Source organism: Gluconobacter sp. DsW_056 (genome assembly GCF_002153595.1).
Taxonomy (GTDB): domain Bacteria; phylum Pseudomonadota; class Alphaproteobacteria; order Acetobacterales; family Acetobacteraceae; genus Gluconobacter; species Gluconobacter albidus.
In genome coordinates this window covers 156,947-176,418 of the sequence record NZ_JOPF01000004.1, presented here as the reverse complement: position 1 = coordinate 176,418, position 19,472 = coordinate 156,947, and the positions used below count along the sequence as shown (strand labels likewise).

Here is a 19,472-nt window from a genome sequence, read left to right as displayed (position 1 = left end):
GAAGGGCTCCTGATCTTTGTCCCGAGTTTGGACCGGAGGGAGACATCCGGGCAAGAGGAGCAGGCTCCGGTTTTCATATCTTTCCTGCACTGGCTTCTGCGCGTCTGATTCGCTATGGATCAGGGCCTTCTTCCGTCATGAAAGTCTGTTCCATGCCTGCCTATCGCTCCCGCACCACCACTCACGGCCGCAACATGGCTGGCGCCCGTGCGCTCTGGCGGGCGACGGGTATGAAGGATGGCGATTTCGGCAAACCCATTATCGCCATTGCCAATTCCTTCACGCAGTTCGTCCCGGGCCATGTCCATCTGAAGGACATGGGTAGTCTGGTGGCGTCCGCGATCGAGGAAGTCGGCGGAATTGCCAAGGAATTCAACACGATTGCAGTCGATGACGGCATCGCGATGGGCCATGGCGGCATGCTGTATTCCCTGCCATCGCGGGAGCTGATCGCGGATTCCGTGGAATATATGGTCAATGCGCACTGCGCTGACGCCATCGTCTGCATCAGCAATTGCGACAAGATCACGCCGGGCATGCTGATGGCGTCCATGCGCCTGAACATCCCCGTCGTGTTCGTCTCCGGCGGCCCGATGGAGGCCGGTAAAATCAACGGCCCCGGTGTGACGCGCAAGCTGGACCTGATTGACTCCATGGTCGCGGCCGCCAATCCTGACGTGTCCGACAGCGAGTCCGAACAGATCGAACGCTCCGCCTGCCCGACCTGCGGCTCGTGCTCGGGTATGTTCACGGCCAATTCCATGAACTGCCTGACCGAGGCGCTGGGCCTGTCCCTGCCCGGCAACGGTTCGCTGCTGGCCACACACAGCGACCGCCGCGAACTGTTTCTGAACGCTGGCCGTCTGGTCGTGGAACTCGCACGCCGCTGGTACGAACAGGACGACGCCTCCGCCCTGCCCCGCAGCATAGCAACCCGCGCGGCCTTCGAGAACGCCATGACGCTCGACATCGCCATGGGTGGCTCGACCAATACGGTCCTGCATCTTCTGGCCGCCGCCCGCGAAGGTGACGTCGATTTCCACATGCACGACATTGACCGCCTCTCGCGTGGCGTCCCCAATCTGTGCAAAGTGGCCCCGGCCAAGAATGATGTGCACATGGAAGACGTCCATCGCGCAGGCGGCATCCCGGCCATTCTGGGTGAACTGAACCGCGCAGGCCTGATTCACACGGATGTTCCCACTGTTCACGCGCCCACACTCGGCGATGCACTGAAGAAATGGGACATCCTGAACGGGGATGAGGAAGCCGCCCATATGTTCAAGGCCGCGCCAGGCAACGTCCGCACGGTCCACGCTTTCTCGCAGTCCAGCCGCTATCATGAACTGGATCAGGACCGTGAAGCCGGCGTGTTGCGCGACAAGGCCCATGCCTTCTCGCAGGATGGCGGACTGGCCGTGCTGTACGGCAACCTCGCCGAAGATGGAGCCATCGTCAAAACGGCTGGTGTCGAAGCCAGCATCCTGACCTTCACGGGAACGGCGCGCGTATTCGAGAGCCAGGATGACGCCGTGGCGGCGATCCTTGGTAACCACATCGTGGCCGGAGACGTCGTAGTCATCCGCTACGAAGGCCCCAAGGGTGGCCCCGGCATGCAGGAAATGCTGTATCCGACGAGCTATCTGAAATCGAAGGGTCTGGGCAAGGTTTGCGCCCTCATCACGGATGGCCGCTTCTCAGGCGGAAGCTCGGGTCTTTCTATCGGTCACATGTCTCCCGAAGCTGCCGAAGGCGGCCTGATCGGACTGGTCGAGGACGGCGATCGTATCGAGATCGACATCCCCAGGCGCGGCCTGCATCTCGCCGTTTCGGATGCCGACATCGCCGATCGGCGGGAGCGGATGAATGCGCGTGGCGTAGATGCGTGGAAGCCCAACCGGGAGCGCGTGGTCTCGAAAGCCCTTCAGGCCTATGCCGCCATGACCACGAGTGCAGCCCATGGCGCCGTCCGCGACCTGTCACAGATCATCGTGAAGACGCGGACCTGATTGCACTCTCGACGGCGTCCTGCAATTCGGCGGACGCCAGCATTTTGGCGGAAGCATGTCCCGTTGCCGGAACAAGGGTAATCGTCCAGCCAAACGGAACATTGAGCTTGTCGGCCTGCTCCCGGGCCTGCGCATAGGCCCACTGTCCCCGTTCAAGACGGTTGCGCCCCTGTTCCGTCGCGGCGGCCAGATGTTCCGTCGCCGAAGAGGTTTCCGTATCTTCCGCGCCCAGAATGACGGCAATATTGCTTGAAAGATAGCGCCGGAGGTCCGGCAGGCTGGCCGCTTCGGGCCAGTTGCGGAAGCCGTAAGGAACGGCCGTATTCGTCTCCGGTTCGACATAGGTAGAGGGGTTCATGATGATCGTCATGACCTCTTCTCCCGGAGCATAAGCTGCAACCCGTTCCAGATACTGGGCTCCTGCAGAATGCCCTACCAGAATGATCGGCACGTGCGGCTCATCGGAAACGTTGCGGGCCCACTGTTCCAGCGGCCTCATATACAGGGCGGCAGGAACCATGCTCTGTGCCGAGGCTGGAAACCCCCCGCGCTGATACTGCTGGACGGGAAAACGGGATATGGAAAAATAAGGCGCAAACACCAGACTGCATTCATGTCTGGCCAGCGGAATGGCGTCGTCACGATATGTCGCGCTGTTCCGCTCTTTTCCTGCCAGAACGATCAGGATGGCCCGGATCTGGCAGGACGCAGGCCGAAAGACCGAAACATCGAGATGCTCGCCCGCTATGACGGCATTCTCAAGGCTTCGGCCTTCCGGGAGTGCCCGGGCTGCCGCCGTTCCTGCCATGACAGCAAGAATGACGGCGCCAAGGCAGGCAGAGGTTTTTAAGTCAGGCAAGACGCCCCAGAGCCGCCTTGAGACGTGCCAGATCGCTCTGAAAGGATGCCAGACGCTCCCGGTTCTCTTCCACCACTTCCGGCTTGGCGCGGGCAACGAAATCCGCGTTATCCAGCTTGCGCGTCACTTTAAGGATCTCGCCTTCGATCCGCGCAGCTTCCTTGGCAAGACGGGCCCGCTCCGCATCAAGATCAATCAGTCCTTCAAGCGGGATGAAAACGGTCGCCTCATCAAGCACGATCTGTGCGGCGTTACGGGGCGCATTGTCACCCACCACGCCAACCTCGGACACACGTGCCATCCGTCCAATGGCCTCAGCCCAGGTCTGGGCGCGAGCCAGATTTTCCGCAGTCGCATCGCGCAGCAGAAGCGGCGCTTTCTGCGAAGGCGGGATGTTCATTTCCGAGCGCACGGTCCGGACATCACTGATTAGACGAATGACCCAGTTCAGCTCTGAACGGGCCGCGTCTGCCTGATCAACATTCACCCGTTCCGGCCAGCGGCTGTCTTCAAAAGCCCCCGCATAGCCCAGTTCTTTCCACAGCGTGGCCGTCACAAACGGAATAACCGGCTGCATCAGCCGCAGGATCAGCCCCAGAACATGCGCGCTGACAGCCCGCAATTCGAGGGTTTCCTCGTTCTCAGCCGCAAAGACGGGCTTCGAGAACTCCACGAACCAGTCACAGAACCGGCTCCAGACGAAACGGTAGCAGCAGTTGGCATATTCATCGAAACGATACGCCGAAAGAGCGCGTCCAGCTTCCGCCACCGCGTCATTTGCTTCCGTCAGGATCCAGCGCCCAAGCGCAGTTTTGACGCTTGCCGGATCAAAGCCTTCTGTCGGCTTCGCCCCGTTCATTTCAAGAAAACGCGCCGCATTCCAGAGTTTTGTAATGAACGCGCGATGTTCTTCGACGCGCTTGCGCCCGAGCTTGATATCCCGCCCCGGCCCCGTTCCTGCACAGATCGCAAGACGCGTGGCATCTGCCCCGAACTCGGCAACAAGGTCCAGCGGGTCCAGGCCATTGCCCTTGGACTTGGACATTTTCTGCCCTTTTTCGTCCCGGACCAGCCCATGAATCAGGACAGTCCGGAACGGAACATCATCCATGAAGTGCAGCCCCATCATCATCATCCGGGCGACCCAGAAGAAAATGATGTCAAAGCCCGTGACGAGCACACTGGTCGGATAATAGCGGGCGAGTTCATCCGTCTTGTCCGGCCAGCCGAGCGTGGTGAATGGCCAGAGCGCGGAACTGAACCAGGTGTCCAGAACGTCTTCATCCTGTGAGAGCGTTATGCCTTCACCGGCCTGAGCCTGAGCCTCCTGCTCGTTTTCGGCAACATAGACCTTGCCGTCCGTCCCGTACCAGGCCGGAATGCGATGTCCCCACCAGAGCTGACGGCTGATGCACCAAGGCTGGATATCACGCATCCAGGCATGGAACGTATTTTCCCACTGGCGAGGTTCAAACGTGATTTTCCCGCTCTCAACCGCTTCAACCGCAGGGCCGGAGAGCGTTTTGGCATCGCAGTACCACTGGAGCGTCAGTCGTGGTTCAACGATGGCCCCGCCGCGTTCTGCATGCGGCACCTGAAGCTTGTGCGGCTCGATCTTTTCCAGCCATTCCAGACGCTCAAGCTCTGCGACGACCTGCTTGCGCCCCTCTTCACGGCTCAGGCCATTCAGGGTTTCGACGAATGCGACCGAAGCCAGCCCCTCAATATCCCGCAGCTCAGGACGTATTTCTTCGATCCACAGACAGGCGGTTTCATCGAGAACCGTGGGAGCCGGCAGATCGTGACGCTTGCCGACTTCAAAATCGTTGAAATCGTGGGCAGGCGTGATTTTGACGGCGCCTGTGCCTTTTTCCGGATCGGAATGGAGATCCGCGACAACAGGGATGCGTCGTCCTGTCAGCGGTAGGGTTACGCTCTTGCCGATCATGTCGGCGTAGCGTTCGTCCTCGGGATGGACAGCGACCGCGACGTCGCCGAGCATTGTTTCCGGACGTGTCGTGGCAACGGTGATGGTCCGGCCATCATCCAGCGGATAGCGGATGTACCACATGGACCCCTTGGTCTCGTGGTTTTCCACTTCCAGATCCGATATGGCTGAGCGGAATTTCGGATCCCAGTTGACCAGACGGCGGTCCCGATAAATCAGCCCTTCCTTGTAAAGGGTGACAAAAACCTTGCGGACCGCGCGGGACAGTCCATCGTCCATCGTGAAACGTTCACGTTCCCAGTCCGCTGACGCGCCGAGTTTGCGAAGCTGCTGGACGATGGTGCCACCGTACTCATGCTTCCAGTCCCAGACGCGTTCGAGAAAGCCTTCGCGTCCCAGAGCGGTTCTGCTGGTACCTTCCTTGTCCAGGGCACGTTCGACAACCATCTGCGTCGCAATGCCGGCATGGTCCGTTCCGGGTTGCCAGAGAACGTTGAACCCTTCCTGCCGTTTCCAGCGGATCAGCATGTCCTGAAGGACGAAGTTCAGCGAATGTCCGAGGTGAAGCGTTCCCGTGACATTCGGTGGGGGAAACATGATCGAAAAAGGCTCACCGGGTTTGTCGGGGTGAGCCCGGAAAGCGCCGCTTTTCTCCCACGCATCGTAGAGGGCGTTTTCATGGTCGGCGGGGACGAAGCTTTTTTCGAGCATGGTTATCCAGGACAGTCAGTACAGCAGGTGGAAGAATTCTCTTCCACCTCCCTTCTTACTCTCGTGGACGCAGACGAGCAATTTCTGCACGGACAAGAATTTCAACCAGTGACGGCAGATGGGCGTCCAGCCATGTCCGGACCATGCTGCGGACTTCGCTGCGAACCATGTCTTCGATCGTCAGGCCGCTTCCACGGCTGATGACGGTATCGGATGCCAGGGGCGTCGTGCCGCTGAATGCCGCATGCAACTCATCGAGAGAGCGCTCCGCCGCTGCGACGGTCTGGGCGTTCATAAGATCATTCCGGCTCTGCTCGGTTTCTGCGGAAGGTGCAGTTGTCCCGTCTCCTGTTGAAGGAGCGGCTTCCGGAGTGGATATGGTTGCTGCGGAGGGTGCAGGCGGGGCGACCATCATGGAACTGTCAAGGGTCAGTTCTTCTGCCTGATGTGGCATGCTCTGTGTCTCCTCGGTTGTCGCAGCCGGGGCGGGATCGTCGTGAAGAATACGCCTGATGGAACTCAGGACGTCCGTCATGTCTTCGCCGTCGTGATGTTCATGCTGGTTCAAATCAGAAGTGGTCATGGATGTCGGATATTCCGTTTTGCTTGAAATTAGCGACCGGGCTGGTTGATCGCGTAGTCGCTCATGCCCCAGAGCTTGTTCTTGACGGCGTTGTAATAGGCTTTTTCATCATAAAGCGGGACGCCCAGCTTGAGGTCCACTGCTGTCAGTCGTCCGATCGAGGCTGCAACAGAGTATGAAGATGTCACGAGGTTCGAAAGGTGCTGAACGAGCGTTCTCTGGGACTGTAGCAGGGTCTGCTGCTGCTGAAGAACCGCGAGCGTGGTACTCGTTCCGAGGAGGGCCTGCCGTTCGACGCCATCCAGTGCAATCACGTTTGCGGAAATCGCCATACGATCGCTGGAAATGGACTGTTTGTAGGCCACCATCTGCTGCCAGCTGGATGCTGCCTTCTGCAGCGCTGTTCTACGCTGTACATCGACTTCCCGATGGGCAGCCTGAGCATCCTGACGGGCGCCCCGGATGGAAGCATATTCCGATCCGCCCTGATAAAGAGGAACGGAAAATTCGATTTCGCCGAATTTGTTATCCTGAAGGGAATCGCCGTAAGCCTGATTGACAGAGCGCTGATAGTTCAGGCTTGCCGAAACCTTGGGCATGATCTGGGAGATCTGGACGGAAATGTTGTCTTTGCGCTGCGCTTCGGTGAAGAGTGCATTCACGACCTGAGGATTGTTCTGGACTGCGACGGCAACGGCTTCCTGTTCGCTGTGTACCGGCAGATTAAGCGGCTGGGGCGCTTCCAGATTGGGAGAAGCTGCGATCCCAACGACCTGAAGATACGTTGCCTGAGCACTCTGGAGCGTACCTTCGGCCTGCTGTCGTTCAGCCGTGGCGCTTGCAAGGGCGGCCTGCGCCTGTGCTACGTCGGTCCGGGTGATTTCACCAACGTGAAAACGTTCCTGGGTTGCCTCGACCTGCTGTTGCAGGACGTGCTCGTTGTTGATTGCGATCTGGAGTAGCTGTTCGTCTTCAATAAGGCCGACATAAGCGTTGACAACATCAGTGAAGACCTCCTGCTCCGTCTGGATCAGATGGGCACGTTCAGCCATGATCTGGTTTGTTGCGGCGTGAACGCTGGCGACGGTCTTCCCACCCTGATAGAGCGGCTGTGTAATGGTGACGCTTCCCATGTAACCAGGCGTCTGATAGCGTCGGGAACTTCCGAGATAGCCGCCGCTTGAAGCATAGTTCGTGCTTCCGTCATAGTAAGTAAGATTCATGCTCGTCTGAACAGTCGGACGCCAGCCTGCAAGTGCGGTAGGCACCTGCTCGTCGGTTGCCCGCAAATGCGCGCGTTCTTCACGAAGTGTCGGATTGGTCAGATATGCTGTTGAGAGAGCTTCCTGCAGCGTATGTGGAATGAAATTTGGTGAGCCACTGCCATCATATTTCTGGGCAAGAGCAGTTCCGCTCAGGAGAAGCGACAGTAGACCGAGCCCGAGCGGGGCCGTCAGTTTCGTCGCGCCATTGCACCCTGAAGTCATGAGATTTCCTGCTCTTGAAGTCTGCATCATATCACAACGTTATGTGAATGAGTTCTTAATAGCCTGTTCGAAGGCAGAAGAAAAATCCTTCTGCAGATCAATTATCGGTCTTGACCCTTCAGGCGCTAAGAGGGATATAGCGCCTGTCTCCATCGAGGTCCGGTGGCAGAATGGTGATGTAGCGGACTGCAAATCCGCGTATGTGGGTTCGATTCCCGCCCGGACCTCCAGAGACTTTCCCCAGAAATCCAGACAGTAGTTTTTTTACGGATGAGCTTCTGCGTATGCGGCGGCAGCTCCGAACAGGCCGGGCTGTGGGTGAGTGATGATCTTGACCGGCATTTCGGTCATCATGGTTTCGAAGCGTCCTTTTGCGACGAAGCGTTCGGCGAATCCGGAATGGCCGAGACTGTCTGCGAGGCGCAGGCCCAGTCCGCCGCCGATGACAACACCACGTGCGCCATGGGCCAGAGCGAGATCGCCGGAAACTGCGCCCAGGCTGAGACAGAATCGCTCCAGCGCGGCAACGGCCACGGTGTCTGAGCCGTCAAGCGCGTTTTGCCACAGCGTCCGGTTGTCACGCAGGGTGATGGGCCAGCCCTGCATTTCCGCAATGACTTCATACAGGTTGGTCAGTCCCGGGCCGGAGACGATGCGCTCGGCGGAAACGCGGCGGAAACGTAGACGCAGCGCACTGAGGATCTTGTCTTCCAGCTCGTCGAGGGGAGGATAATCCAGATGGCCGCCTTCGGTTTCCATTACGAAATACCGGTCGTTGCGGCGGAGAAGGCAGGCGGCTCCCAGACCCGTTCCCGGTCCGACGATAGTGATGGCGCCTTGGGTTGGGAGGTCGATGTCCGGTCCACACAGATGCTTCATGTAGGATGAATCAACCTGTGCCACGGCGTGGGCCACAGCGCCGAAGTCATTGACCAGCACAAAATTATCAAGGTGCAGGCGCGCGGGGAGCTGACTGGGCTGGATAATCCAGGGGTTGTTGGTCAGCTTGAGGATTTCTCCGCTGACCGGACAGGCTACCGCAATGCCGGCTTCGCGCGGCAGGTCACGGTTCAGGGACCGGCCGAATGTTTCCCATGCCAGCGCCAGACTGCCATGTTCCGCACATTTCAGTGTCGTGGCCTCACCCAGCGTGACGACCCTGCCATCCTCGATGGTCGCGATTGCAAAACGTGCGTGCGTTCCACCGATATCGACGGCGACGATTTCCCTCATGGCACCTCAAGTCCTCTGGCGATGCTGGCCGACGGCCTGCGCTTTTTCTATGCGCAGCAGTTGCCTACCGGTTCCTCCGCGTCAAGTTCCGGATGTGATGGAAGTCGTAATTCAGCGGACTGGGCGCTGCCGGACCTCCGCCGTCCGCAGCAGCCTGTGAACTATGGCGCGTGGCACGATCATTTCAAGAAAACGGGCGATGGCAAATGGCCATGGAAAAAGCAGATGCGCCCTTCCCTGCCCGATGGCACGTGCGATCATGCGGGCAGCATGCTTCGAGGATACGAGAAAAGGTCGCGCCCCTTCGAGCCGCTGACTCATCGGTGTGTCGACGTAACCCGGTGAAATTAGTGTGACAGACACATGGTTCGGGGTCATGGCGGCGTGCAGGGCCGTGCTGAAGCGTGCCAGACCTGCTTTTGAGCCGCTATAGGCCGTGGCAACCGGGAGATCGTGGAAGGCTGCAACTGAACCCACCAGCGCGATCCGGCCTTCTTTGCGGACGGCCATGCGTGAGGCCATTTCTGTGGCGAGGGTCGCAGGCGTTGTGAAATTGACAAGAGAGATGTCGCGGACCTGCTCGGCTGTTTCCGTCAGGGCGCCTTCAGGGCGGATATCGCCCAGTCCGGCGCCCAGAATCAGAATATCGATCTTTTGTGTATCGTCCGTTTTGCGCAGGGCGGCCAGGGCGTCGTCAGTCCGGCAGAGATCCAGGGACAGTGTCTCTGCCGAGGCTCCTTTGCGGACGACCTGTGCGGCAATGTCTTCAAGGCGTGCGGGATTGCGGCCCCAAAGCGTCAGATGCGTTCCCGGTCGGGCGTACTGGAGGGCCAGGGCGGCGCCGATACCGCTCGATCCTCCGGTAATGAGGACGTGAAACGGAGCGTTTGAAGAGGAAACAGAAGCATCTGACATGGGAAACCGCTTTATTCGTGGTCGGATCGGGACTGGAAGGGTATAGCCCTCCCATGCAACAAGATGCGACCCCGTGCCGTATTGGCACATCACCCCGCTGGACGGGATGTTTTTTTCGATCAGAGGTACACCTGCCATTATGACACTGCCCGACAGGACTGACATCCCTGCGCCGCATGATGATCTTGTGGTCCGGCCAGTAACGACGCGGGCTGATCTCAAACTGTTCACGACGCTACCCCGTCGCATTTATGCTGGAATGGCAGGTTTTGTCCCGCCTTTCGACATGGAACAGGATGACCTTCTGAATCCGAAAAAAGCGCCGATTTTTCGGCATGCAAGCATTCGCTACTTCCTGGCATGGCGTGGAAACACGGCTGTGGGGCGTATCGCGGCAATTGTGGATCATCGTGCCATCGAGCACTGGGGCATGAAAATCGGATGTTTCGGCGCACTGGACGCCGTTCCTGAAGGCAGTGTCGTCAGTGCGCTTCTGGAGACGGCCCGGAACTGGTTGCGTCTTCAGGGGATGCAGACGATGCGCGGCCCTGTCACGCTGAGCGGCAATGGCGAATCCGGCCTGATGATCGAAGGGCAGGATCAGCCTCTGATGGTTGCCATGCCCTGGCACCCGCGCCTGATGGGCAAGCTGGTCGAAGAGGCGGGCTATACGCCGGTTGAGGATCTGCTCAGCTACAAGCTCGATCTCGATGACCAGACGGAGTCGCGTTTCAAGGTTCCAGGCGATCTCAAGATTGGCGAAGGCCGACTCGGCTCGATTGCCATCAGGCGCCTGTCGAAGAAGCAGATCGCCGATCAGGGCGAAATCCTGCGCCAGCTTTACAATGATGCCTGGAGCGACAAGTTCAATTTCGTACCGCTTCAGGACTACGAAATGAAGGCCATGATCAAACAGCTTGGTCCGGTTCTTCGTCCTGAGCATTATGTCCAGATCGACCAGGATGGCGAACCTGTTGCCATGGCGCTGGTGGTTCCCAATCTTTACGACATTGCCGGCGATCTGGGAGGCTCTCCCTCTCCTCTGGGCTGGGTAAAGCTTGCGGCCCGTTTGACGACGCACCGCTTTCATTCGGCGCGTGTCATTCTGCTGGGTGTGACGCAGCGTTTGCGTGGCACCGTTCTGGGTGCGCTCCTGCCTTCGCTGGCAATTGCCGAACTGATGCGTCGCCGGAAGTCCCTGCCCTATTCCTGGGTGGAACTGGGCTGGATTCAGGCTTCCGATTCCAACATGCGTAATCTGGCTGAAAGCATCGTTCCCGAGCCATACAAGCGCTATCGGCTCTATGAACGACCAATCGACGATCCGGCCTGAAAGCCGGATTTTTACAGGGCGGCGTCAGAAATGCTGCCAGCCGCCCTGTTCGGGAACGATGTCCTGTCCTTCCGCGTCCAGAACCCTGACGCCACTGCCCGTCTGAACCTTGCCGATACGGTGGATCGGGATATGGGCGGTCTGGCACGCTGTCTGAAGTGCCTGTGACCGTTCGGGCGGGCATGTGATGAGCAACTCGTAATCGTCGCCGCCACACAGGCGCTGCATGAGCCATTCCTGTCCGAGCAGCACAGCCGCCTCCGACGCAGGCACGGTTTCCGATTTGAGAACAAGCTGGACGCCTGATTCCGCGGCGATATGGCCGCAATCCTGAATGAGACCGTCTGAGATATCCATTGCCGCGCTGACAATGCCGTGAAGCTTCAAGCCTGTTCTGGGCTGCGGCAGGTGGTATCGCCCGGTCAGAAAACCCGATGGGTCTTTCAGTTTGCCCTGAAGAACCAGCAGCCCCAGGGCCGCGTCGCCGATCGTTCCTGTGACCCAGATATCGTCGCCTGCCCTGGCTCCGTTGCGGCGAAGCGCCGTGTTCTGTCTGAGACGTCCGAATACGGTGGCGGACAGGACCAGTGGGCCGGAGATGGATGTGGTATCGCCGCCGATCAGATGCACGCCGTAGCGCCGCTGGTCTTCCGCGAGGCCGCGCGAGAAGGCGGAAAACCAGCTTTCGTCGTGTCGGCCTCCGCGCGGGACGGTCACGTTCAGCGTGTAGGCATGGGGTCGCGCGCCCATGGCCGCCAGATCGGACAGGTTGCACCGCAACAGCTTGCGACCGAGGGTCTCCGGTGGATCGTCAGGAAGGAAATGGACGTTTTCGACCATGGTGTCGGTCGAGATGGCAAATTCCTCGCCTTCGGGGCAGCGCATCAGCGCGCAATCATCCCGCAGGTCGAGGGCCTCTGCTCCGGCGAGAGGCCGGAAATGACGGGCAATGAAGCTGAACTCGCCTGATCCGGCGTTTTCGGAGTCCGATCTGCCCGTCATGGATCAGGTGTTGCCGTCATTACCGCTGCGGCTGAGGGTATCGAGGATCCCGTTGACCATCTTGGGCTCATCGCCGGAGAAGAAGCCGTGAGCGACGTCCAGATATTCGTTGATGATGATCCGGTCCGGCGTGTCGGTAGCGATCAGCTCGAAAACGGCGCCGCGCAGCAGCGCGCGCAGGACAGGGTCCAGACGCGGCAGCGGCCACTGTTCGGGCAAAACGCCGCTCAGCTTCGTGTCGATGTCGTCCTGCCGCCGGGTAACGCCGAGGACGATTTCCTGAAACAGTTTCAGGTCGGCATCGGGAATATGGCCGTCTTCGAACAGGGCGGTGGAACTGACGCGGCGATGGCGGATGAACTGGCTGATGACGGTTTCCGCCGTGTCGCCGGACTGTTCACACTGGAACAGCGCCTGAACGACTGCGACGCGGGCAATGGTCCGGCTGCGGCGCGTCGGGTTGGTGGCGTCGGTAACGGTCATGGTGTCTCCTGGGAGTCGTCGGGGGACGGTACGGCCGTATCCCCGGGAATGGGTTTCATGTCGGCGAGGATTTTCGAGAACGCCTCGACCTCGCGGAAGTCGCGGTAGACGCTGGTGAAGCGGACATAGGCCACACCATCCACTTCGCGCAATGCGTCCATCGCAAGCTGGCCGATGCGATGGGAAGAAATTTCGTGTTCCCCTGAAGCCTCAAGCTGGCGGACCAGCCCGTTGACCAGCTGTTCCTGACGTTCCTCGGGAACCGGACGCTTGCGCAGGGCGACGCGGATGGAGCGTGCCAGCTTGTCCCGGTCAAAAGGAACGCGTCTTCCGTCTGCCTTGGTGACGGAGAGTTCGCGGAGCTGGACCCGCTCGACGGTCGTAAAACGCTGTGTGCATGCCGAACAGACGCGTCGGCGCCGGATGGCAACGCCATCTTCCGTGGAGCGGCTATCCTTGACCTGGGTATCGTCATGTCCACAAAAAGGGCAACGCATTCGCGATCCTGAGAGTTCGGGCCTTGTCGGGGCCGGGTAAGTGGGAGCACTTTACCGGATGATGCGTTCCGGCCCAAACGGGCCTTGAACGAAACTGCTTACACTCACGGGAGACTGTCGTTGAAACGGGTATCTGTCCTGACCGCCCTCTTTGCTCTCTCTGCGTCGCAGGCACTGGCCCAGCAGTCACTTTCGGGAACAGCGACGCCGCCAGATGCCGCTCATGATGCGGAGCGGGTCGTGGTCATGGACGGGACATTCCGCCCTTCGGCATATTTCCCGAACCGCGGCGCGGGCTACTTCACGATTCGCAACGATGACAGTGTCGATCATCTTCTGAAGGGTATCTCGTCTCCGCTCTGCGAGAACGTGGTTGCACATCATACGAACCAGCAGCAGACCGAAGGGGCGAATGATCTCTTTACCCATCTGGCCTTACCTCACGATTCCACAATGATCTTTCCGCGCTCGGGCTATCACATGATGTGCATGGGTATCCGGCAGATGCCTGCTGTAGGCAGCAAGGTGCCTTTCACGTTCGATATTCTCAACGGCGGCAGCATAACCGTTAGCTTCACCGTGACGGGGCCTGACGAACTGACCCATGACTGAGGCTTCAGTGGGCTGAGGCAGGCTCGCGGATTTCCCGCAGAACGGTCAGGACAGCGGTTCCGTAGCGATCCAGTTTCGAGGCGCCGACGCCTTTGATGCAGCCCAGCCCGTCACGGTTTTCAGGCTGTTCGCGAGCGATATCCCGTAGGACTGAGTCATGGAAAATGACATAGGGCGGAATTTCCTGCTCCCGCGCTTCGGACAGACGCCATTGTCGCAGGGCATCAAAATACGGTTTTTCATCCGCTGACAGGCGGTCGTTTTCCGTATTGCCATTCGAGCCTGCGCTGGCGCTCAAGGCGGCCTTGGCTTCAAGCCTGAGCGCGACACGTTCCTCGCCGCGGAGGATGGGGCGGGCAATGTCGCTTTGAAGCGCCAGACTGCCATATTCACCGTGCATCCGGATGGCGCCGCGCGCGATCAACTGACGGATGACGGCGCGCCACCACTGCTCGCTATGCTCCTTGCCAATCCCGAACACAGAAAGATGTTGGTAGGCATTGCGCTCGATCGTCTCGTTCGTCTTGCCGCGCAGGATATTGGAGAGCTGGACCGCGCCAAGGCGCTGGCCGGTGCGATAAATCGCGGACAGGACTTTCTGCGCGGCCTGCGTGCCGTCGAATGTCGAGACCGGATTGATACAGTTGTCACAATGGCCGCAGGGCTGGGGAAGGTTTTCCCCGAAACACGCAAGCAGCGCCTGGGTACGGCAGCCTGTGGTTTCCGTAAGCGCGATCATGCTTTCCAGGCGGGCCTGCATGACCCGCTTTTCGTGGTCTGGTGCGCTGGACTGTTCAAGCCAGTATCGCGCTCGCGCCATGTCCTCGCCACCATACAGCAGCAGGGTGTCTGAGGGTTCGCCATCGCGCCCTGCCCGTCCGATCTGCTGGTAATACGCTTCTGGTGAGGATGGCATGTCCAGATGGACGACGCAGCGCACGTCGGGCCGGTCGATGCCCATGCCAAAGGCTATGGTCGCGACGATGACCATTTCTTCGCCGGAGCGAAAGCGCATCAGTGTGGCGCGCTTTTCGAGCGCGGAAAGGCCTGCATGAAACGGCAGAGCCGTCAGTCCCTTGTCGCGCAGCATCGTGGCGACGCGTTCGGTCTTGTTGCGGCTGCCGCAATAGACGATGGAGGCACCTTCACGGTGGCTCTGAAGTGTCTCGAGGAGCTGGCGGCTTTCGCTGGCTTTGGCACGGGCTTCCACAATCAGGTTGGGGCGATGAAAGCTCGCCATCAGAACCCGCGCTTCGGGCATGCCCAGGGCGTTCAGGATATCGTTGCGGGTTCTTGGATCAGCCGTAGCCGTCAGGGCAATGCGCGGGACGCCTGGAAACATTTCAGGTAGGCTTGCGAGAGCGCGGTATTCCGGGCGGAATTCATGACCCCAGGCCGAGATACAGTGTGCTTCATCAATTGCGATCAGCGAAATCTGGCGTTTTGAGAGGAAATTCGCCGTTGCAGGCTGGAGCAGGCGTTCGGGGGAAATATAGAGAATGTCGATCCGGCCATTGCGCAGATCGCTCTGGAGTTCGTCGCGTTCATCCGGCTCAAGTCCGGAATGCAGGGCAGCAGCCCGCACTCCAAGCTGCCGTAAACCCGCCACCTGATCGTCCATCAGGGCGATCAGGGGCGAAATGACGAGGCCCATCCCATCCCGGCAAAGCGCGGGAACCTGATAGCACAGGCTTTTACCGCCACCGGTCGGCATGAGGACGAGAACGTCCTCGCCTCGCATGACCGTTTCGACGGCGTCCTGCTGGAGGCCGCGGAACCCCGAAAATCCGAAGACTTTCGCCAGCACCCCTTCAGGGGTCAGGGGGAAGCTGGCTTGCGGGTCAACGGGATAAGGGTTCTGCGCCTGTGTCATTTCTGCTTCCGGATCAGAGACCCGGAACGATGGTGATGGAAACGCGACGCAGGGCGACGTGTGAATCTTCAAGCTGGCTCGGGGTGTAGGGCGTCATTTCGATCTTCGCGCCATTGATGCCGTCGCTGCTGAGCTGTGTCGCGACCACCTGTGCGCGGCTCGTGGCCAGTTCTTTCAGGACTGCGGCATCGCCATTCACGCCGGCGGAACCGGAAACGCGGACAATAGTGGCATGTTCAGCGCGGGCCGCCGTGGCGGCCTTGGTGACAACAGCCTGTGCGACGGGGCTGAGCGTGACCGATTCACGGTCGAAGAAAACAACGTAGCTGTCGCGCGTGGGCTGTTCGGCACATCCTGCCAGCGCAGCTGACAGAACGAAAACCGGAGCCGCGATGCGGACGAAGGAGAGGAGACGTGCCATGGCGTAGCGTCCTGTCAGGGTGGAGGGGCGTGAAGCTGCGTCGGCGTGCGCCGTTCAGCATGCACTGGAAATAACCTGTCCGTCTTCCAGACGCCAGATGCGGTCCAGTTTTTCCACACCTGTCAGACGATGCGCGATCAGCAGGATGCTTCGTCCTTCGGTCGCGTTATTGAGTGTTTCAAGAAACGCGCGCTCGGTATCGGCGTCCAGCCCGGTTGCGGGTTCGTCGAGGACGAGGATGGGCGCATCGGACAACAGGACGCGTGCCAGAGCAATGCGGCGCCCCTGCCCGCCCGACAGCTTCGAGCCGCCTTCGCCGATCCATGTCTCAAGGCCGTCAGGCAGGCTGCGAACGACATCTGCGATCCGGGCCTGCTCCAGAGCTGTCCAGAGGGCTTCGTCGGGAATGTCTTCCTGGCCCAGAAGCAGGTTCCCGCGTACCGTATCGTCAAACAGGTGACTGGCCTGCGACAGCCATGCGATCTGCGAGCGAAGATCACGGTCACGCAGGGTGCTGATATCGGTCCCGCCCAGCAGGATCTGGCCCTCCTTGGGGGATGCGGCTTTGAGAAGCAGAGCGGCAAGGCTGGACTTTCCGGCTCCGGAAGGGCCGATCAGCGCCGCACGCTCTCCCTGACGCAGGGTCAGGTTCAGATTACGGAAGATCGGCGCGCGATCCGGCGTCCAGCTGAACGTCACGTTTTCGAGACGCAGATCCCGTCCGAGCGGGAGTGGCGCATTACCCTCTGGAGCTGGAGGAGCCTTATCGGCAATCTCGACAATCCGCTGTGCGGCGTGGTTGACCTGTCCGCTCAGCAGACCGGCCCGCGCCAGGCCCGTCACGCCTTCAAGTGCCGTGATCGCCACGAAAAGCGCCGTAAGGCCAGCGACGGCTGGTGCCTGGGGAAACAGAATTCCGGCTACTGCGCACAGAATGATGGCGATACCACCCTTGGCGATGAGGCCCGCAAAACCCTGCATGAGGGCCATGCGTGTCTGCTGGCGACGCTGGGTCTTGAAGAGTGTTTCCTGCCGCTCCGTAACGACTGCGGCAAGGACGTCTTCCGCGCCGAAGGCCCGGGCCTCCCGAAGGCCCGAGGCGAGATCGAGTGCGGCAACCCGCAGCTCCGATTCCGCATGAAGAATGTCCGGTCCGAAACGCCGGGACAGGCGCGCTCCCAGAAGCGGCAGAACGAAGGCCAGGATTGCGAACAGCGCACCTGTCAGCAGTCCTGCCTGTGTTCCTGCCTTCATCCAGACGATCGTGGCGATCGGGAGAGTCAGCAGCGCTGAGATCAATGGAACGAGAATGCGCAGGTACAGGCTGTCAAGGGTCTGGACGTCGGAGACCAGACGGGAGAGCAGGTCTCCCGAGCGCTGGAAACCCAGACCTGCCGCAGCTCCGCCAGCAAGCCTGCGATAAAACCAGACCCGCAGATCCGCCAGGGCGCGGAACATGGCGTCATGGGTATAGAGACGCTCGAAATAACGCAGGATGATCTGGGCGGCGCCGGAAAGGCGGAGAAGAAGATAGGCGGCTCCCACACCAATCGCCGCACCTGCCATGCGGCCACCGGCCTGCCCCATCAGGGCCAGTCCGGCACAGACGGCCAGTTCGGCGATGACGATGCCAGTGATGAGGCGGGTATATTGCGGACGCCAGACCTGAAGAATACGGGAGAGTGCCGTTTCGCTGCGGGTTGCTGCGACCGGGTTTGTAGGCAGCGGGGCGCTCATGCGGCTTCTCCCGTAAAGGCGATGGCGCGGCCCCCATCAAGAACAAGATGGCGTCCCTGAAACTGGCGGGCCTGTGCGGAATGGCTGCACAGGATGACCGTCCGGCCCTTTGCCAGTTCTTTCAGGCTAAGGAGGATCTCGGCTTCGGTTTTGGGGTCGAGATGGGAGGTTGGCTCATCCAGCAGCAGAAGCGGCGAGTTCTTGAGATAGGCACGGGCAATGGCAATGCGTTGCGCCTGACCGCCGGAGAGGCCAAATCCGCCCTCGCCGATCCGTGTTTCCAGACCGTTTGGCAGAGATGACAAATACTGATCGACGGCAGCAGCGGAGACCGCATGATGAATCTCTTCTGGCGTCGCATCGGGCTTGGCGAACAGGATGTTTTCCCGGATGGTCCCGGCAAAAAGGACAGGCTTCTGACCGATCCAGCTGATCAGGGAAGAAATCTGTCGCGGGGAAAAATCCTGCATGTCCTGGCCGTTAAACAGGATACGTCCCTGTGAGGGCGAAACAAAGCCGAGCAGCAGTTCCAGAAGTGTGGATTTGCCAGCTCCGGATGCGCCTTCCAGAATAAGAGTCTCGCCTGCGGCAAGAGTGAAACCGATATCGTGGATGACCGTGCCGCGCTGCTCGTCCCATGCGAAAGAGACGTTCTCTGCCATGACCGAAATGCCGCCTCCGGTATGACGTACGTTCGGGCCACTGGCTGCGCGCGCAGTCAGCGGAGCCAGTTCATGCATGGCTTCTGCGGCGGCGGTAGCGTGCGCACGATCCTGATAGGCTGCTGAAAGTGCACGGAACGAGGCGAATGCTTCAGGAACTAGAAGAACGGCGTAGAGCGCGCGGGTCAGGATGGCGTTGGAAGGATGACCCATGAGAGTGTGGGCCTGCGTTACGACGATGAGCACGAGTGCCACGACCATGGCTACATCCGTGGTGGCGGAAGCGAGAAACGCGATCCGCAGGACTTTCATGGTGCGCTGACGCAGATCATCGGCACTTTTCGCCAGAGCCTGTGCCTCACGCTCGGTCCCGCCTGAGAGAACGATGGTTGCAATTCCCTTCACACGGTCCAGAAAACGCGTCTGAAGGCGTGCCATGGCCAGAAACTGTTTACGGGACGCCACGGCGGTGGCGATTCCAAAGACGGCCTGAAAGATGGGGAGTACGGCGCAACACGCAGCAAGAATCAGGCCAGCCTGATGGTTTTCAACGTAAACCGCGACCACGACCAGCCATTGCGAGACCAGCCAGAGCGACGCAGCGGGTAGCCATCGCGCGAAATAGCCGTCCAGCGCCTCGATCCGGTCAACCAGTGTCGCGGCGATGGCGGCGCTGTGGTGGCGGCGCAGAAGGGCCGGTCCTTCGTTGAGGATCCGGTCAAGAGCTTCTTTACGTAGACGACGACGCCCCTGAATTCCCGCCGATACGGCCGTCATTTCCTGCACGGTCGAGAGAATGACCCTGAGAAGGCAGGCAAGAAGGAAGACGGCAAGTGCCGGTCCGGTACTGTCCGTGTCGTGCGTCAACACGGAAGCCAGCGTTCGTGCCAGCGCCCAGGCCTGCAGGAGTCCCAGCAGGGTTGAGAGCAATCCTAAACATACTACGACAGAGGTTCGGGAGCGGCTGGCGCGTCCCTGTGCCTTTACCCACGCTTTTGCGATTGTCTTGTCGGCCTTCATGATCCCTGCATATAGGTCGCAAAAGCCCGACAAGACAGTGCCTGAGGCAATTCTTGCTGCTTATTTAGGTTTTTTCGTGGTTTTGCA

At 60.0% G+C, this 19,472-nt stretch carries 16 protein-coding genes and 1 tRNA gene; 4 read left to right on the top strand and 13 right to left on the bottom strand.

Annotated features, from left to right (window positions below; genetic code table 11):
- Positions 1-152 precede the first annotated feature (152 nt).
- Complete coding sequence (ilvD, locus tag HK22_RS03925) at positions 153-2,009, top strand: dihydroxy-acid dehydratase (protein WP_086648405.1); 1,857 nt, start codon at positions 153-155, stop codon at positions 2,007-2,009.
- On the opposite strand, the gene HK22_RS03920 is transcribed toward ilvD, so the two are convergent.
- The 4 genes from HK22_RS03920 to HK22_RS03905 are packed head-to-tail and all read right to left on the bottom strand — an operon-like array spanning position 1,987 to position 7,597.
- The gene (locus tag HK22_RS03920; protein ID WP_077802926.1) at positions 1,987-2,868 is read right to left on the bottom strand and encodes a hypothetical protein; all 882 of its coding nucleotides are present in this window, start codon (positions 2,866-2,868) and stop codon (positions 1,987-1,989) included. The genes ilvD and HK22_RS03920 overlap by 23 nt on opposite strands.
- Positions 2,861-5,527: a valine--tRNA ligase gene (locus HK22_RS03915; protein WP_086648404.1), complete on the bottom strand. Its 2,667-nt coding sequence runs from the start codon at positions 5,525-5,527 to the stop codon at positions 2,861-2,863. The genes HK22_RS03920 and HK22_RS03915 overlap by 8 nt, the downstream gene beginning before the upstream one ends.
- A gap of 55 nt (positions 5,528-5,582) precedes the next feature.
- A complete protein-coding gene (locus HK22_RS03910) occupies positions 5,583-6,110 on the bottom strand; it encodes a DUF2497 domain-containing protein (RefSeq protein WP_233142379.1) in 528 nt (175 codons plus the stop codon).
- Between the two features lie 29 nt (positions 6,111-6,139).
- Positions 6,140-7,597 carry a TolC family outer membrane protein gene (locus HK22_RS03905; protein ID WP_062031306.1) on the bottom strand — a complete coding sequence of 486 codons (1,458 nt, stop codon included), beginning with the start codon at positions 7,595-7,597 and terminating at the stop codon, positions 6,140-6,142.
- A gap of 156 nt (positions 7,598-7,753) precedes the next feature.
- Between HK22_RS03905 and HK22_RS03900 the strand changes: the two genes are divergently transcribed.
- Positions 7,754-7,827, top strand: a tRNA-Cys gene (locus HK22_RS03900).
- Between the two features lie 34 nt (positions 7,828-7,861).
- Here HK22_RS03900 and HK22_RS03895 read toward each other — a convergent pair.
- Together HK22_RS03895 and HK22_RS03890 are read right to left on the bottom strand one after the other, a co-directional pair.
- Positions 7,862-8,830, bottom strand: a complete 969-nt coding sequence (locus tag HK22_RS03895) for a glucokinase (RefSeq protein ID WP_086648403.1) — start codon at positions 8,828-8,830, stop codon at positions 7,862-7,864.
- A gap of 111 nt (positions 8,831-8,941) precedes the next feature.
- Positions 8,942-9,745: an SDR family oxidoreductase gene (locus tag HK22_RS03890; protein ID WP_086648402.1), complete on the bottom strand. Its 804-nt coding sequence runs from the start codon at positions 9,743-9,745 to the stop codon at positions 8,942-8,944.
- A gap of 139 nt (positions 9,746-9,884) precedes the next feature.
- Here HK22_RS03890 and HK22_RS03885 point away from each other — a divergent pair, with 139 nt between their 5' ends.
- Positions 9,885-11,078 (top strand): hypothetical protein, encoded by a 1,194-nt coding sequence (locus tag HK22_RS03885; protein ID WP_077803890.1) that lies wholly within the window; start codon positions 9,885-9,887, stop codon positions 11,076-11,078.
- A gap of 24 nt (positions 11,079-11,102) precedes the next feature.
- On the opposite strand, the gene thiL is transcribed toward HK22_RS03885, so the two are convergent.
- From thiL to nrdR, 3 genes are read right to left on the bottom strand one after another with little or no spacing between them, the layout of a single operon-like run.
- On the bottom strand, positions 11,103-12,080 hold the full coding sequence (gene thiL / locus HK22_RS03880) for a thiamine-phosphate kinase (RefSeq protein WP_086648401.1): 978 nt from the start codon (positions 12,078-12,080) through the stop codon (positions 11,103-11,105).
- Positions 12,081-12,083: 3 nt separating this feature from the next.
- The gene (gene nusB, locus HK22_RS03875; protein ID WP_086648400.1) at positions 12,084-12,563 is read right to left on the bottom strand and encodes a transcription antitermination factor NusB; all 480 of its coding nucleotides are present in this window, start codon (positions 12,561-12,563) and stop codon (positions 12,084-12,086) included.
- The gene (nrdR, locus tag HK22_RS03870; RefSeq protein ID WP_062028675.1) at positions 12,560-13,060 is read right to left on the bottom strand and encodes a transcriptional regulator NrdR; all 501 of its coding nucleotides are present in this window, start codon (positions 13,058-13,060) and stop codon (positions 12,560-12,562) included. Before nrdR ends, nusB begins: the two co-directional genes overlap by 4 nt.
- A 120-nt stretch (positions 13,061-13,180) precedes the next feature.
- Between nrdR and HK22_RS03865 the strand changes: the two genes are divergently transcribed.
- Complete coding sequence (locus HK22_RS03865; protein ID WP_198945475.1) at positions 13,181-13,672, top strand: copper chaperone PCu(A)C; 492 nt, start codon at positions 13,181-13,183, stop codon at positions 13,670-13,672.
- Positions 13,673-13,676: 4 nt separating this feature from the next.
- Here HK22_RS03865 and recQ read toward each other — a convergent pair whose 3' ends face one another.
- The 4 genes from recQ to cydD are packed head-to-tail and all read right to left on the bottom strand — an operon-like array spanning position 13,677 to position 19,385.
- Positions 13,677-15,545 (bottom strand): DNA helicase RecQ, encoded by a 1,869-nt coding sequence (gene recQ / locus HK22_RS03860; RefSeq protein WP_086648399.1) that lies wholly within the window; start codon positions 15,543-15,545, stop codon positions 13,677-13,679.
- 13 nt (positions 15,546-15,558) lie between these two features.
- On the bottom strand, positions 15,559-15,966 hold the full coding sequence (locus HK22_RS03855; RefSeq protein ID WP_086648398.1) for an OmpA family protein: 408 nt from the start codon (positions 15,964-15,966) through the stop codon (positions 15,559-15,561).
- A 54-nt stretch (positions 15,967-16,020) separates the two neighbouring features.
- Entirely contained in the window at positions 16,021-17,703 is a 1,683-nt protein-coding gene (cydC, locus tag HK22_RS03850; protein ID WP_086648397.1) for a thiol reductant ABC exporter subunit CydC, read from the bottom strand.
- A complete protein-coding gene (gene cydD / locus HK22_RS03845; protein ID WP_086648396.1) occupies positions 17,700-19,385 on the bottom strand; it encodes a thiol reductant ABC exporter subunit CydD in 1,686 nt (561 codons plus the stop codon). The genes cydC and cydD overlap by 4 nt, the downstream gene beginning before the upstream one ends.
- Positions 19,386-19,472: the final 87 nt, after the last annotated feature.